The sequence below is a fragment of the Nocardia sp. NPDC050793 genome (assembly GCF_040654065.1).
Lineage (GTDB): Bacteria > Actinomycetota > Actinomycetes > Mycobacteriales > Mycobacteriaceae > Nocardia.
Map to the genome: position 1 here is coordinate 394,515 of NZ_JBFAHG010000007.1, position 13,725 is coordinate 408,239.

Below are 13,725 nucleotides of genomic sequence, written 5' to 3' on the forward strand. Positions count from 1 at the left end.
GCGGTGGCCCGGCTGCGTCGCGCCCGCTGGCTGCTGACCGCGCTGATCACCGCGATCACCGCGCTGTGCCTGATCGTGCTCGGTCTGGTCGCTGCGACCATCGATGCCCGCTCGCGTGCGAACGCGGTCGACGACGCGCTCGACCGAGTGGTCGCCGGGCTGTACCGCGGTGTCGAGTACTACCCCGACGACGGCGGCTTCGACGTGACCGAGATCCGCGACGACGATCTGGCCCGCGGAGAAACCGCGGTGATGGTGTTCGGTTCGGAAAGCGACGGCGAGTGGGTCCAGCTCTACAGCCATCTCCCCTCCTGGCTGCCCGACGACACGGGACTCACCGCCGTCACCGATGCGGCGAGCATCGCGGATGACACCGTCTACCGCGACGCAACCGACCGCGCCGGACGCCCGGTGCGGCTGGCCGCGATGTCGGTGTCCTGGGACGATCCGACGATTCAGACCGTGGTCATCGCGGGCACCAATCCAGGAGTGTTCGACCGTGATCGGGCGCTGCTGCTGTGGGCGCTCGTCGTCGGCGGGCTGGCGCTCGTCGCGTTGTCCGCGGCCGCCGGGCACACGCTGTCCGGCCGAAGCATGCGTCAAGCCGTGGCACTGCTGGCGGAACAGGAGCGATTCCTCGGCGACGCGGCGCATGAGCTGCGCACGCCGCTGGCGACGCTGCGGCTGGTCACCGAACCGCGCCGGCGCGATCCGCACGAGATCGAGCGCGCATTGACCGATTCCAGGGCGCTGGGCAATCGGATGGAACGGATCGTCGACGGCTTGCTCGCCAGGACACGGATGCAGGCCGGTGTGACCACGATGGAGCGGGTGCAGTTGCTGCTCGATCAGCTCACCGAATCGGTGGCCGAGGAGTTTCCGCAGGCCGACATCGTGGTGCGCACCAGTCCGACGGTGGTGCAGGGCGATCCGAATCTGCTCGGCCTCGCGGTGCGCAACCTGATCGAGAACGCGATCACCCACGGCGCGGTGAACCGCGATGCGCCGGTCGAGGTGCATGTGGCAGACGGCAGGGTCAGCGTCCGCGATCACGGCCCAGGGTTGAACCCCCAGCTGTCGAGCAGCCCGTTCCAGCGAGGCGTGACCGCGGGACGCGGCAGCGGCATCGGTCTTGCGCTGGTCGCGTGGATCGCACAACTTCACGGCGGCGCCGCGACAATGGAACCGGCCGCCGGCGGCGGCACCATCGTGAGCATCGCGCTGCCGCCCGGCTCGCCCGACCGCTGATTCGCGCGAATATCCTTAAGGCGCTCTGGATCCGGATGAGATTGCCGCGGGTGTCGTCGAATACTGCCGTCGTCACCGTGCCCATAGCCATCGGTTCCTGGGTGAACTTCGCCCCGAGCCTGGCGAGTCTGCTCGGAACTCTGTGGTCAACTCCCGGCCCCGATCCGAATCCTTGGCGACACAGACGGATCGATCAGGCCATACAGGTGGTCCAGGGCAATGTGGGCATGTATGGCTGCACCACACCTCAGAGCGTCGTCGTTCGCGTAGAACGAGGGATGATGGTTCGGTACCAGGCCGCGACCGCCCGCGATGGGTTCGAACGCAGGAGCACCGGAACCGTCCGTCACCCACCGAGTGTCTTGTGCGCCATACAGCACATACAGACCACCGAAGCGGCGAATCAGGGCAGACACATCGTCATAGCCGAGCGTGGGCGGCGAAACAAGAAGTCGCTCCTGGCCGACCAGACGACGCAGAGTCGGCAGCGTGGATTCGATCCACCCTGTCTGATTCACGACCGCGGGGACCTCGTGATCGAACCGGATGTCGGCGGAGCAGCCGTGGCTTTGCGCCTGACCGATAGCGAGATCGTGGAGGCCGGTCTTCAGCCGCTCCATATCGGCATCTTCCGCGCATCGGATTGTGCCTTCGAGCCTGATCCGGTCGCCGATGATATTGAAGCGGCCCTGATCTTCGACGTGTCCGAAGATCACGGTCGCCGGTTGCCACACGGGGATTCGGCGGACCAGATGCGCGGCACCCACGATGACACCTGCGGCGGCGGGCATGGGGTCGATGCCGAGCCACGGCATCGCGGCGTGTGTCTGCCGACCTTGGATGATCACCTCGACTCGGGTCGAGGCCGCGAATTGGCTACCCGACCGGTATGCCACGGTGCCGCTGGGCAATGGTGAGACGTGCATGCCGAACACCATCGTCGGCTCGACACCGGCGAACGCGCCTTCGTCGATCATGACCTGAGCGCCGCCCTGCTCACCGATAGGTGCGCCTTCCTCAGCGGGCTGAAATACGCACAGGACTGTGCCGGGAAGCTCACTCCTGAACATTGCGAGCACTTTGGTGGCGATCAGCACCGTCGCCATATGGCAGTCATGGCCGCAGGCATGCGCGACCGGGATACTCGTGCCGTTCGGTCCTTCTACCTCTCGGTCGGACGCGAAACTCACACCTGAGGTCTCCCGCACCGGGAGTCCATCCATATCAGCGCGCAGCGCGATCGTCTTGTCGCCTGGCTTCCCACCGCGGATTACCCCGATAACGCCATGCCCGGCGAGGTCGGTGCGGATCTCGTCGACGCCGAACTGCTCGAGCTGCTCTACCAGGTAGGCCGCAGTAGCAATTTCGCGGTTGGACAGTTCAGGATTGCGATGCAAGTGGTGCCGGTGCCGGATCAATTCGGGTTCGAGATCCCGCAGGGCTTGGTCGACTTGGTCTCTGAGCGTGGTGGGCGTCATCGGTGAGCCGACTCGGTGATCGACGTCGCGGAGACAGGGTGGCCGATGGCATTGGCAAGGACCTCGGGATGGGTGAGCTGAGGATGGTGGCCTGCGCCGCGGATCGTCGTGAGCTCGACCCGTGTCCTGAGCGATTTCAACAGCGCGTGCGCCTGGTCGGTGAGCCCATCCTCGGACCCGATGATCACGTGGACCTGGCCCGGATACTGTTCGAGCGTGGACCGCAGTTCGGCGCGCCACCTTTCGTTCGCCGCAGCGGCCAGCAATTTCGCGACGTTGGCTGCGACAGGCGAGCGGCGAAGGTCGAGCACGCTCGATTCCAATGCGGCGGCGTAATCGGTAGTGCCGGTGAGCTTTCGAGACAGCTCACCTGCACCGACACGCCTGAGGTACCAACGGGTCAACGGTGTCAGACGTGTCGAGCGCTCGGCGCTCGGCTGCAGAAAAAATGGCGCGACAAACGTGATCAGTGCGACCCGTTCTGGATTCGCAGCGGCGTACTCGAGCACGGCGGCAGAGCCGATCGAATGACCAACCAGATGCGCATTACGTGTCGGTGCGAGTAGTGCATCGAGCCACGCCGACCACTCGCGCCCGCTACCCGAAGACATCCCAAGACCCGGCAAGTCGACGACGCGCGCGTCGCCCAAAGCTGTCGCGACCGGTCCCCAGGTATCGGCATTCACAGGCAGACCTGGAAGCACAACGGTGGGCGAATCCGCCGCTCCGATCCTGAATGTACGCACACCCGCCTGCTCCTCGAAGGCCCGCGGAGAATTGTCAGCGGTTGCGGCCCCGAACCGATGGGCGGCAAGGTGATCGGCCCAGCGCAGGATCGATGACGCGGTGTCCGGAAGAGGCAAATTGTGGCGCTGGGCAACCTTCTGGGCGGGGCCCGTGGGGTAACGATCGGAGGAAAGGAAGGTCAGGGTCTCGGGATCGGCTTTGGTTATGCTCGGGGGAAGCCGCTTCACCAGCCCGACCGGAACGCGCGCCCGCGGTATCTTGACCCGATAGTGCCGACCAACCAGGGAGAGCAGGTCAGGAAGTCCTGGAGTGGCATCGTCGAGCAACCAGAAGGACTTTCCGACTGTGCCGGGATCGCTGGGAAGCAGAGCCATGAAGCGGGCCAGGTAATCGACCGGCACGATGGGGACGAATGTGCTCGAATTCCCTGGCCGGGCCGCCATGGTTCCCTGCCAGATCTCTTTCAGGTTCGCGGCAAGACCGAGCTGCTGGTCGGACTCTCCGGTGGTACTGACGCCGATGACGCTGGAGGGGTTGACGATCGACCACGGGACACCCAACTCGTTGGCCACTGCCTGAAAGACCGCGTCGCCCTCGACTTTCGAAGCCTCGTAGGCACCGAGACGACGATAGATCCGATCGACGCGCTCCTCACTCCACGGCACACCGGCCGGGTCCTGCCCGCCCACGCGGTAGCCGGAAACATGCACCACCCTAGCCAACTTCGGCAACTGGGCCGCCAAAGACACGATCGCCCGGACGTTGTCCACATTGGCTTGCCGCGCCTCCGCCGTGGTCATCCCCCACCGGTAGGCGCCCGCGCAACCGTAAACCTCGGTCACGTCATCCAGTTCCCGGTTATCGCCTTGGACCAGTCTCAGCGTATCGAAGTCGACTCGGAGATCAATCGGAACTGCCCTACACCCGTGGTCAGCCAACCAGGATGCCAGCCGCGCGAAGGAGCCGCTACTACGCGTGGCGGCGGTGACACGAATACCGGCCTCGTCCAAGGCAAGTATGAGATGGCGCCCCAGGAATCCGCTGGCCCCGAAAACCAGCGCGTGACGTGTGTCGTTCATGACGACTTCTCCTCCGGAATGGATGGGGTTCGGACGAGCAGGCTGTCCAGGACTGTTGCGGCGCTGCGTAGCGGTTCGACATCGCGCGTTGCTCGCGCCACGATCACGGCACCCTCGATCATGCTGACCATCGCCGTCGCCAGGGTGCGAGCAGCCGAAGGCGGGTGACCGGCTGCGGTCAGATGCTCGCCGATCAAAGCGATCCAGGACTCGAACGCGGCCGCACAAGCCGAGCGCAACCGTTCACTGTGGGCACCCATCTCGAGCGTGACCACCGACACCGGACAGCCGATTCGAAAGTCACTGTCCATGAGCAGGCCAACCAGCACATCCAATACCCGCCGGACCAGGTCCGCAGTGGGGATCGCCGTCGGCTGCTCGGCCAGCAATGCTCGGAACCGTTCGGCCGCAAGTTCGATCGCCCTCTCGCCGAGCTCCTCCTTCCCTTCCGGGAAATGGAAGTACAGCGACCCTTTGGGGGCGCCCGCATGCGTCAGGACGGCGTTGAGTCCGACACCGCTGTAGCCGTGCGTCTGGACCAACTCCAGCATCGACTGCACCATTCGGCCGCTTGTCTCAGCTCCTTTGGTTGTAACACTCATAGGGAAACAATAGACCGGTCTACCGATTCTCTCAAGAGGCCTCCGGCACGACGATCACACTGCCGCAGCGGTGCGAGCCGGAGGAGCAGGGCGACTACCGGGCGACATGCACGATTTGCGCAATGACGCCGCTTCCGACAATCCCCCGGTCAACCTAGCCGTCTCGGCGGTATGCAGCAGCGACACCACTCCCCCGCATCGTCGGCCGACGACGACTCGAACCGATCGCGGCCGTCCAGCAGGCACTTGGCAGCACGGCGTCGGATGCGGAGGACAAGCTGTCGAAACGCTTTGTGCCCAAAGAGCGGCCGACCGCTCGACATCGCCGACGCGCTGGATCTCGGAACCTTCTGCTTCACTGGAACCCTCACCGCCTTCCAATTCGGATTCGGCGCGCCCTCGGCTGCCCTGATCGGCGTGGTGACCGCCGTCGGCGGCGCGCTGCGCGTGGCGGGCGACGAAGCCGTTGGTGCCGCAAGCATTTTCAGCATCGAGAAGCTGTGGCAGCGGGCCACCACACTGGTGGTCGTGCACACCAGCCCATATGTGCTGGTCGTCATCCTCGTAGCGGTTGGTGCGGTCCCAGCAAGGGTGCTGTGGGTGCTCGTCCTACTGCCGGCTGTCCTCGCGGTCGTCTACTTCGGTGAGCGGGCGCAGACAACGCCTGCGATGATCGCGCTCTACGAGGTGAGCTACACCTATGTTCACGCATTCCTGCTGATGCTGCTAGTGCTCATGTGGCCAAGCGTTCTCGCTGGGACTGTGTCGATCGCCACGTTCGGTGTCCGGATCGTTGCGGTGATGATGAGGCTGCAGCCGAGAATCGTTGGTGACGAATTCACGGTGTGGAACGGGCTCGAGGAGTTGGCGGTTCAGCGTTCCTGAGTGCGAGATCGAGGTGGTCAGCGCGCACCGATGTGGGCCATCGCATGGTGGGCGATGTAGTCATGCAGGCGCGCGACCACGGGGGTCGGGCGGTGGTTGCTCGAGACCAGCCCGATCGTCCGGTCACGCGGGCCGGACAGCCGGACACGATGCAGGCCGGGATGCGGCATTTCGGGCTCGGGAAGCAGCGCGACACCCAGTCCGTGTGCGACGAGCGATCGGAGGGTTTCGAATTCGGTGATCTCGAAGGCGACGTGCGGCGTGAATCCGGCTTCCGCACACCAAGAGTCGAGCAGTCGGCGCAAGTGGTAGGTCGGCGGGTTCGCGATGAAGGCTTCATCGCGGAGATTGGCGAGGTGGACGGTGTCGCAGGTGGCGAGGCGATGCCAGCGGGGTACATAGAGGTGGATGCGCTGTTGTCCCAGCACTTGTGCGGGTAGATCGCTGGGCGAGGGAATCATGACGGCGAGATCGAGTTGTCCGTCGCGGATCAGGTTGGCAAGCCCTTCGCCGTGGGCCTGTATGAGGTGAAGACGGATACGCGGTGCACTGGCATGGAATTCGGCCAGCATGGACGGAACGCTGACAGGTCCGAGGGTGAGCGGGAAGCCGAACCGGACAAGACCAGTATCCGGGTCAGCGTTCCCGCGGACCGCGCTGATGGCATCGTCGAGTGCGCGGACCGGTCCGCGGGTGCGTTCGAACAACTCCCGCCCAGCGGGAGTGAGCGCGATACCTCGTCCAACCGGATGGAACAACTGCACACCGACCGCCTTCTCCACAGCTCCCAAACGTCGGCTCAGCGATGACTGCGGCACCCCAAGCCCCTCCGCGGCGCGTGTGATGTGACCCATGTGTGCCGTGGTGTCGAACGCCGCCAGCAGAGGGGCGAGTGCTTCCAGGTGCGCCGACGGAAAGTCATCCATATTCGGATGATAATCAACCAATCTTGGTGGTAGACGGATGAATTGCGTATGCGTGACGATGCTGTGAACACAGCATCCACGGGAGGATCGACATGGGATCAGAGCGCACCACGACCGCGAAACCCGTTGTCCCAGAGGAAATCATCGATGTCGTACTGATCGGTGGCGGCATCATGTCCGCGACGCTGGGCGCGATGATCGCCAAGATTCAACCGGACTGGTCCACTGTGATGTTCGAACGCCTAGGTGAGCTGGGTGCCGAAAGCTCGAATGCATGGAATAACGCCGGGACGGGTCATTCGGGGATGTGCGAGTTGAATTACATGCCCGACCCGGACGATCCGGCGAAGGCCGAGCAGATCGGCGGATTGTTTCATCTGTCGCGCCAGTTCTGGGCCACGCTGGTCGAAGATGGAGACATCGCCGAGCCCGCGTCGTTCATCAACCCCGCCCCGCACATGGATGTCGTGTTCGGCGACCGGGACGTAGCCTATCTGCGACACCGGTACGACACGCTGCGCGAATTGCCGCTGTTCTCGGCAATGGAATACACAGAGGATCCCGCGGTGATCGCGGAATGGGCACCATTGTTGATGGCTGGACGCGGCGGCGGCGAGCCGATTGCCGCCACCCGCTACGAAGCCGGCACCGATATCGACTTCGGCGCCCTGACCAGTGCATTGGTCGATGTGATGACCGACGGCGGCGCACAGGTGCGGGTCAGGCACGAAGTAACCGGTCTGAGCCGCGGGCGAGACGGAATCTGGACGATCACAGGTCGTGACCGCGGCGCCAAGCGGCGCTTCACCGTTCGAGCGAAGTTTGTTTTCGTCGGCGCGGGTGGGTACGCGCTCAAACTGCTTCAGAAGGCCCGTGTCCCCGAGGTCCGTGGCTATGGTGTCTTTCCGTTCGGTGCGCAGTTTCTGCGGACCGACAATCCCGACGTGGTCGGCCGCCACGACGCGAAGGTCTACAGCCAGGCGTCACTCGGTGCGCCACCGATGTCGGTGCCACACATGGACAAACGCGTCGTCGACGGCCAAGAATCGCTGCTGTTCGGGCCCTACGCCACGTTCAGTACTCGGTTGCTCAAACACGGTCGGCTGATCGACCTGTTCACCACGGTGCGCATGCGAAACATCGTCGTATTGCTGGCGGTCGCCATCCGGAACCCAACCTTGGTCGGCTACCTGATCGGCGAGCTCGTCTCCACGCGGCGGCGCAAATTCGCAGAGCTGCAACGCTTCTACCCGACCGCCGACCCTGCCGACTGGTATCTGGTTCAGGCCGGGCAGCGCGCGCAGCTGGTCAAACCGGATTCCCGCGCAGTCGGCGTCCTCACCTTCGGTACCGAACTGGTGACATCGGCAGACGGCACCATCGCCGGGCTTTTAGGTGCATCGCCGGGTGCTTCGACAGCCTCGGCGATCATGGTCGACCTGCTGACACGATGCTTCCCGCACGAGATGACTCGATGGGAGCCGCTGCTCCACCGGATGATGCCAGCCATCACGACGCCGATAGGCGTACAGCAACACCATGTTGATGACAATCTCACTCGGACAGGGCGGATTCTGGGTTTGGCCTCGTAGACGCTCTCAGCGCGGGGCATGACGCGCCCGGCGTGCTGCTGCGACTTTTCGTAGCAATTCCGCCTTGCTGGGGTCAAGTCCCGGGGCGGGGGGACCGCTTACCCCGAGCCAATTGCGGCGGGCGGGATGCCGGCGGTTCCGCGCGTGCGCTGGGACTGAGCCGGGCTCGTCGCGGTCAGCAGTTGAACGGGAAGCACGACTTCGCCGGGGCAGTCGAGTGCGCGGGTGCGACAGTCGACGGCACCACGGCGGTGTCGCCCGTGCTGTCGGTGGATCCCATGTGGGTGAGGGTCAGCACGACCAGCAGCAGGATCACCCCGCCGAAGAGTGACCCGAGGGCCCACAGGATCGGCGTGGGCGAGGCACTGCGGTAGCCGGGGTAGTACGGGGACCGGCTCCGCGGGCGGGGTGCGCGCCGGTCGGTGAAACGGACGGACCCGCGCACGTAGCTCCCGCCGATCCGTCCCCTGCGAGAGTGTGGCCGAATGGCTTCATACCCCATGCCATCAGATGGGGCGAGGGTCCGACACGATCGGCCGGTCAGCGAGCCGTAAGAGGGTGTCCCCGGGCGTCTGGCCGCCGATGTTCCTCGCCCCTGGCTTCGTCGTACTTCGATGGCATGGGTCTGCCACCCTCCTCGAGAAAGAAGGTGAGTATCAAAACAACCTGCCCCGCCCGGATGATCTTGGACAAATCGTGACAGTCGCGATCGGTCCCACGGACTATCGATGCCCTGAGTATCAGCGTTCCTCGGTCTCCAACCGTTCAGCATGCCGCGTACGGGGGTGTTCCGCATCGGAACCGCCGGCCGCCGGGTGCACGGGCGTCGTCTCCGACCCTGTCCACGCGGCGAGCAGCCGCAATGCGGTCTCCGACGCCGAGCCCGCCTCGGCGGTGTAGATGCACAGCGTCTGGTCGGGATCGCCTGGTAGCGAGACGCTTTCGTAGTCGATGGTGAGATCGCCGACGAGGGGATGGTGGTAGCGCTTACTGCCGTGACTGCGTTCGCGGACGTTGTGGTCGGCCCACCAGCGCCGGAATTGCGGGCTCTTGACCGCCAGTTCGCCGACGAGTTCGGCCAGCAGCGGGTCGTCCGGGTGACGGCCGGCGTCCAGGCGCAGCACCGAAACGTTGTCACGGGCGACCTCTTCCCAATCGAGGTACAGCTCGCGGGCGGACTCGTCGAGGAAGGTGTAGCGCAACATGTTTCGGTCCCGTGGCGGGAGCGCCTCGAAGTCGGTGATCAGCGCCCGGGCGAGACGGTTGGCGGCGAGGATGTCCATGCGGCGGCCGAAGACGAAGGCCGGCATCACGTCGTCGAGCGTCTCGAGGATGCGGCGGATCCCGGGACGGACCCGCTGCACTCGCGCCGGAGTCCGGCGCCGGGCGCGCCGCGGATTCGCCCGGGCGATCTGGAACAGATAGGAGCGCTCGACCTCGTCCAGGCGCAGGGCGCGGGCCACGGCGTCGAGGACCTCGTCGGAGACGTTGATGTTGCGTCCTTGCTCGAGCCGGCTGTAGTAGTCGACGCTGACCCCGGCGAGCTGGGCAACTTCCTCGCGGCGCAGCCCCGGCACCCGGCGTACCCCGCCCGTTCCGCCGATCTGCATGTCATCGACGTTCAGGCGCGCGCGGCGGGTGCGTAAGAACTCCTTCAGCTCGACATTGTGCTCCATGGATCCAGTCTGACCGACACGGCGGCCACACATCGCAACCAAGGTCGGTCTGCTGGACCCAGGTTCGCCGGACCTAGGTCGAGCAGGGCGCAATTTGGACTGCCGCCGGCCCTGTTCCCGCTGTTGTATCGAATACGCGGCGCATCCGCCGCGGACGACACACAGGAGAGATCACACCCATGACTACTCACAACACCTCCCCGCTCGCCGGCCGCGTTGCCGTGGTGACCGGCGCCTCCAGCGGCATCGGCGCCGCCACCGCCAAGCGGCTGGCCGCGTCCGGGGCGACGGTGGCCGTGCTCGCACGCCGGGCCGATCGGCTCGAACTTCTGGCCGAAGAGATCGCACAGGCGGGCGGGACGGCGCTGGCCCTGACCGTCGACGTCACCGATGCGCAGGCCCTGCGCACCGCGGCCGAGCGGGTGGCCGCCGAGCTCGGTACCGCCGATCTGCTGTTCAACAATGCGGGTGTCATGCTGCCCGCACCCGTCGAAGAGCTGCCGGTCGAGCAGTGGCAGCGCCAGATCGATCTGAACGTGACCGGCCTGATGAATGTCATCGGCGCGTTCCTACCGCAGTTGATCGCCGCGGCCGCGGACAAGGGCGTGGCCGACCTGGTCAACACGTCCTCGATCGCCGCGCAGAACCTGTTCCCGAATTTCGCGGTGTACTCGGGCACCAAGGCCTACGTGACGCACCTGTCGCGGACCCTGCGCGCGGAACTCGGCGCCAAGGATGTCCGTGTCTCCGCGATCGAGCCGGGCATCGTCGGCACGGAGCTGCAGAGCCACGTCACCGACGCCGGCGCTCAGGAATGGCTCGAGGGTTCGAAACAGCAGATGACCTGGCTCGATCCGGAGGATATCGCCGAGGCCGTCAACTTCCTGGCATCCCAGCCTGCGCACGTGAACCTGCAGCAGGTCACGATCATGCCGACCCGGCAGCCGTCGTAAGCGAATCATCCGGGACGGCGGTTCGCCCACCTTGCGCACTCGGGCCGCGGTGCCGGGCGTGCCCTCTGGTTTCACGCGACGCCTCGTCGTCGGCGAGAACGCTTGCCGGGAGCCCTTTTCCGGGTGCTCCTGGGCGGCTCGGTCGAGATGCTGTTCAGGAGCTGGCTTGCTTGCGGCGCTGCCGAAGAGCGCGCATCGACACCTGCGATCCGCATCCGGGGCTGCAGTAGCGCGCCGCCCGGTTGCGGGTGCGATCGATGAAGCCGAAGTGGCACGGCGGATTGCAGCATGCCTTGATCCGCATCCAGTCCCCGCGCTGCGCCGTCTCGGTCACCGCGGCGAGAACGGCACCCAAAGCGCCGGGGACACCGGTCGATCCGGCGAGGAGCTGAGCCGTTTCCGCAGTGACGACCGTTGTGAGCGGATAGCGCACACCGGCCTGCAGCAGATACCGTTCCGCCTCGGCGACCTGGGCGTCACCGATATCCGGATCACCCGAGTGTGTCAGCAGCACCGTGACCAGTGCGTCGCGAAGCTCACGCGCAGCCACCGCGTCGGAGTCGGTCACCACGATGGCGGCGGTGAGCAGGCCATGCTCGATCGCCCAGTCCGCGAATCCCGAAGCAGTGCCGAAGACCTCGACACGCCCCGCGCCGTCGGCTCTGGTGTTGACGAACTGCAACACCAAAGCAGCGGCATCCTCGCTCCACTTCGGTGCCTCATGCGTCGCCTCCACTCCTCCACGATAGCAACACGACAAGCCGCTAACCCAGTTGATCACAACACCTGCGCTGAAACGACTTGAAAAGTTGTGAGCTAAACGGTTACGCTCGCAACATGACGAATGCAGGAAACACCCCACCGATCTGGTTCATCACCGGCGCCTCCTCGGGCATCGGACGCGAGCTCGCAGTTCAGGCGCTGACGGCCGGAGAAACTGTGGTCGCGGTGGCTCGACACACCGAAACCCTCTGTGACTTGGGAGAACCCGACCGACTGCTCACGATCGAGGCAGACGTGCGCGACGAGACAGCCGTCGCGAAGGCGGTCGAGCAGAGCGCGGCTCGCTTCGGGCGCATCGACATCGTCGCCAACCTTGCCGGCTATGGACTCTTCGGGGCGATTGAGGAAGCAGCCGACGTGCAGGCACGGGCGATCTTCGACACCAACGTCTTCGGTGTACTCAACGTGCTGCGCTCGACACTGCCGGTGCTGCGGGGCCAGCGGTCCGGGCACATCCTGCAGGGCTCGTCCTACTACGGTCAGACCGCAGATCCCGGCGTCGGGCTGCTCGCAGCCACCAAGTACGCCGTCGAAGGGCTCTCCGACGCGCTCGCAGCCGAAGTGGCGCCACTCGGAATCCACGTCACCCTCGTTCAGCCCGGCCTCACCGCAACACCTTTCCTGTCCAACCTCGACACGGCTACGGCAACCCACGCCGACTACGACCAGACGGTGCGCGCCCTACTGCAGGCGATCCAAGCGCTGCCGGCATCGGCGTTCTCCGGCGTCGATCGCGTGGCCGCCGCCATCCGCACAGCCGTGGCGAGCGACACCCCGCCCCGCCGCCTCGCCCTGGGCAACGCCAGCGCCGACAGTATGCGCACTGCGCTCACCGCACGCCTCGCCGAACTCGACGAATGGGCCGCCCTCACCAACCTGGTCGACGCGGGGCCCGACGTTCACGTGCACACCGGATAGACAACCCCCGCGGGCTGTGGCCGCTGATGCAGGATGTCAAGAGGCGGTTGGGAGTTCGGCGTTAGGCTGGGTGGTGGTAGGTCCGGGTTGTGGCTTGTCCGAATGAACAGCGTCCGTGCGGGAAGGCACCGCTACTCCGAGCCAAGGCCGACCCCTTTCCAGCCACGCTTGCACGGTAACCCGATGGAACGCAAGCCATTAGCGAGCCACACCCGAACAAGCGCTGGGGCAGCCGAGTAGAGAGCCTCCCACCGGGTACCTGGGACCCGATGCTGGCCGGGATCGGGCCCTGGCACCAGTCTGAAGCAGCCGATTTCAGGGTGCGCCTTCCGGCCCCGGGCGTGCCGCTGTTGAGCGGGTGGGCGATCAGAACGTTCGGGCAACAAGCTCAGCGTGGACCGCACAGCTTCGCAGTGGTGTAGCGGCGGTCGATCAGCAGTCGATCTCGTATCGATACCACTGGCGGGGATTGCCGTCCTCGTGCAACCAGAGCGTCGCGTCGCGTCCGATCTTTCCCCGCGCCCAGCCTGCTGGTGACCGGCCGCCGGGCAGAGCCAGGATTTCCGTGCCGGTCTCGGTCACCACCCCATCCTGGCGGCGGGCTTTGCGGATCGTCCAAACCGGCGTCTCGTTGCGGCGGTATTGGTCCAGAAAGGCGAGTGCGGAATCCGATACCGCTAGGCCGGAGCATCCCGTAATTGGATTTGGTGTGATCGACCGAACCCCGCTCGCATCGACCTCGACTAGGTTCTGTCTCCCAATGGGGTGAGCGGACCGGTTCCGCTCATGGGCGTGGTCGTGCATCATGTTCGCCGTGGCGACGCTGGCAGGTGATCGG

The 13,725-nt window shown here is 65.5% G+C and carries 13 protein-coding genes and 1 pseudogene; 5 read left to right on the forward strand and 9 right to left on the reverse strand.

Annotation, left to right across the window (positions count from 1 at the left end; genetic code table 11):
- Positions 1-3: 3 nt before the first annotated feature.
- Positions 4-1,248, forward strand: coding sequence for a HAMP domain-containing sensor histidine kinase (locus AB0H50_RS25015; RefSeq protein ID WP_357456939.1), 1,245 nt, complete (start codon positions 4-6; stop codon positions 1,246-1,248).
- A 25-nt stretch (positions 1,249-1,273) separates the two neighbouring features.
- On the opposite strand, the pseudogene AB0H50_RS25020 reads toward AB0H50_RS25015, so the two are convergent.
- The 4 genes and pseudogenes from AB0H50_RS25020 to AB0H50_RS25035 form a co-directional block, all read right to left on the reverse strand.
- A pseudogene (locus tag AB0H50_RS25020) lies at positions 1,274-1,378 on the reverse strand (VOC family protein); the annotation flags it as partial.
- Between the two features lie 16 nt (positions 1,379-1,394).
- A complete protein-coding gene (locus AB0H50_RS25025) occupies positions 1,395-2,726 on the reverse strand; it encodes an amidohydrolase (protein WP_357456941.1) in 1,332 nt (443 codons plus the stop codon).
- Complete coding sequence (locus tag AB0H50_RS25030; protein WP_357456943.1) at positions 2,723-4,552, reverse strand: alpha/beta fold hydrolase; 1,830 nt, start codon at positions 4,550-4,552, stop codon at positions 2,723-2,725. The genes AB0H50_RS25025 and AB0H50_RS25030 overlap by 4 nt, the downstream gene beginning before the upstream one ends.
- Positions 4,549-5,115: a TetR/AcrR family transcriptional regulator gene (locus tag AB0H50_RS25035; protein WP_357456945.1), complete on the reverse strand. Its 567-nt coding sequence runs from the start codon at positions 5,113-5,115 to the stop codon at positions 4,549-4,551. The genes AB0H50_RS25030 and AB0H50_RS25035 overlap by 4 nt, the downstream gene beginning before the upstream one ends.
- A gap of 456 nt (positions 5,116-5,571) precedes the next feature.
- Here AB0H50_RS25035 and AB0H50_RS25040 point away from each other — a divergent pair, with 456 nt between their 5' ends.
- Entirely contained in the window at positions 5,572-6,039 is a 468-nt protein-coding gene (locus tag AB0H50_RS25040; protein ID WP_357456946.1) for a hypothetical protein, read from the forward strand.
- Between the two features lie 17 nt (positions 6,040-6,056).
- Here AB0H50_RS25040 and AB0H50_RS25045 read toward each other — a convergent pair whose 3' ends face one another.
- Positions 6,057-6,965 (reverse strand): LysR family transcriptional regulator, encoded by a 909-nt coding sequence (locus AB0H50_RS25045; protein WP_357456948.1) that lies wholly within the window; start codon positions 6,963-6,965, stop codon positions 6,057-6,059.
- Between the two features lie 92 nt (positions 6,966-7,057).
- Between AB0H50_RS25045 and mqo the strand changes: the two genes are divergently transcribed.
- Positions 7,058-8,557 (forward strand): malate dehydrogenase (quinone), encoded by a 1,500-nt coding sequence (gene mqo / locus AB0H50_RS25050; protein WP_357456950.1) that lies wholly within the window; start codon positions 7,058-7,060, stop codon positions 8,555-8,557.
- A 175-nt stretch (positions 8,558-8,732) separates the two neighbouring features.
- Here the strand turns inward: mqo and AB0H50_RS25055 are convergent, their stop codons facing one another.
- Both AB0H50_RS25055 and AB0H50_RS25060 read right to left on the reverse strand, forming a co-directional pair.
- Positions 8,733-9,002 carry a hypothetical protein gene (locus AB0H50_RS25055; RefSeq protein ID WP_357456952.1) on the reverse strand — a complete coding sequence of 90 codons (270 nt, stop codon included), beginning with the start codon at positions 9,000-9,002 and terminating at the stop codon, positions 8,733-8,735.
- A gap of 295 nt (positions 9,003-9,297) precedes the next feature.
- A complete protein-coding gene (locus AB0H50_RS25060; RefSeq protein ID WP_357456956.1) occupies positions 9,298-10,233 on the reverse strand; it encodes a helix-turn-helix transcriptional regulator in 936 nt (311 codons plus the stop codon).
- Positions 10,234-10,412: 179 nt separating this feature from the next.
- On the opposite strand from AB0H50_RS25060, the gene AB0H50_RS25065 reads away from it, so the two are divergent.
- Complete coding sequence (locus tag AB0H50_RS25065) at positions 10,413-11,186, forward strand: SDR family oxidoreductase (protein WP_357456958.1); 774 nt, start codon at positions 10,413-10,415, stop codon at positions 11,184-11,186.
- Positions 11,187-11,340: 154 nt separating this feature from the next.
- Here the strand turns inward: AB0H50_RS25065 and AB0H50_RS25070 are convergent, their stop codons facing one another.
- The gene (locus AB0H50_RS25070; RefSeq protein ID WP_357456960.1) at positions 11,341-11,922 is read right to left on the reverse strand and encodes a CGNR zinc finger domain-containing protein; all 582 of its coding nucleotides are present in this window, start codon (positions 11,920-11,922) and stop codon (positions 11,341-11,343) included.
- A gap of 101 nt (positions 11,923-12,023) precedes the next feature.
- Between AB0H50_RS25070 and AB0H50_RS25075 the strand changes: the two genes are divergently transcribed.
- A complete protein-coding gene (locus AB0H50_RS25075) occupies positions 12,024-12,887 on the forward strand; it encodes an SDR family NAD(P)-dependent oxidoreductase (protein WP_357456962.1) in 864 nt (287 codons plus the stop codon).
- A gap of 432 nt (positions 12,888-13,319) precedes the next feature.
- On the opposite strand, the gene AB0H50_RS25080 is transcribed toward AB0H50_RS25075, so the two are convergent.
- Positions 13,320-13,725: hypothetical protein (locus tag AB0H50_RS25080; protein WP_357456964.1), on the reverse strand; the 406-nt coding region annotated here is incomplete at its 5' end.

Coding starts and splice junctions, on each gene's coding strand:
- AB0H50_RS25065 (WP_357456958.1), top strand. CDS start 10,413: ATGACTACTCACAACACCTCCCCGCTCGCCGGCCGCGTTGCCGTGGTG.
- AB0H50_RS25045 (WP_357456948.1), bottom strand. CDS start 6,965: ATGGATGACTTTCCGTCGGCGCACCTGGAAGCACTCGCCCCTCTGCTG.
- AB0H50_RS25030 (WP_357456943.1), bottom strand. CDS start 4,552: ATGAACGACACACGTCACGCGCTGGTTTTCGGGGCCAGCGGATTCCTG.
- AB0H50_RS25035 (WP_357456945.1), bottom strand. CDS start 5,115: ATGGTGCAGTCGATGCTGGAGTTGGTCCAGACGCACGGCTACAGCGGT.
- mqo (WP_357456950.1), top strand. CDS start 7,058: ATGGGATCAGAGCGCACCACGACCGCGAAACCCGTTGTCCCAGAGGAA.
- AB0H50_RS25075 (WP_357456962.1), top strand. CDS start 12,024: ATGACGAATGCAGGAAACACCCCACCGATCTGGTTCATCACCGGCGCC.
- AB0H50_RS25025 (WP_357456941.1), bottom strand. CDS start 2,726: ATGACGCCCACCACGCTCAGAGACCAAGTCGACCAAGCCCTGCGGGAT.
- AB0H50_RS25060 (WP_357456956.1), bottom strand. CDS start 10,233: ATGGAGCACAATGTCGAGCTGAAGGAGTTCTTACGCACCCGCCGCGCG.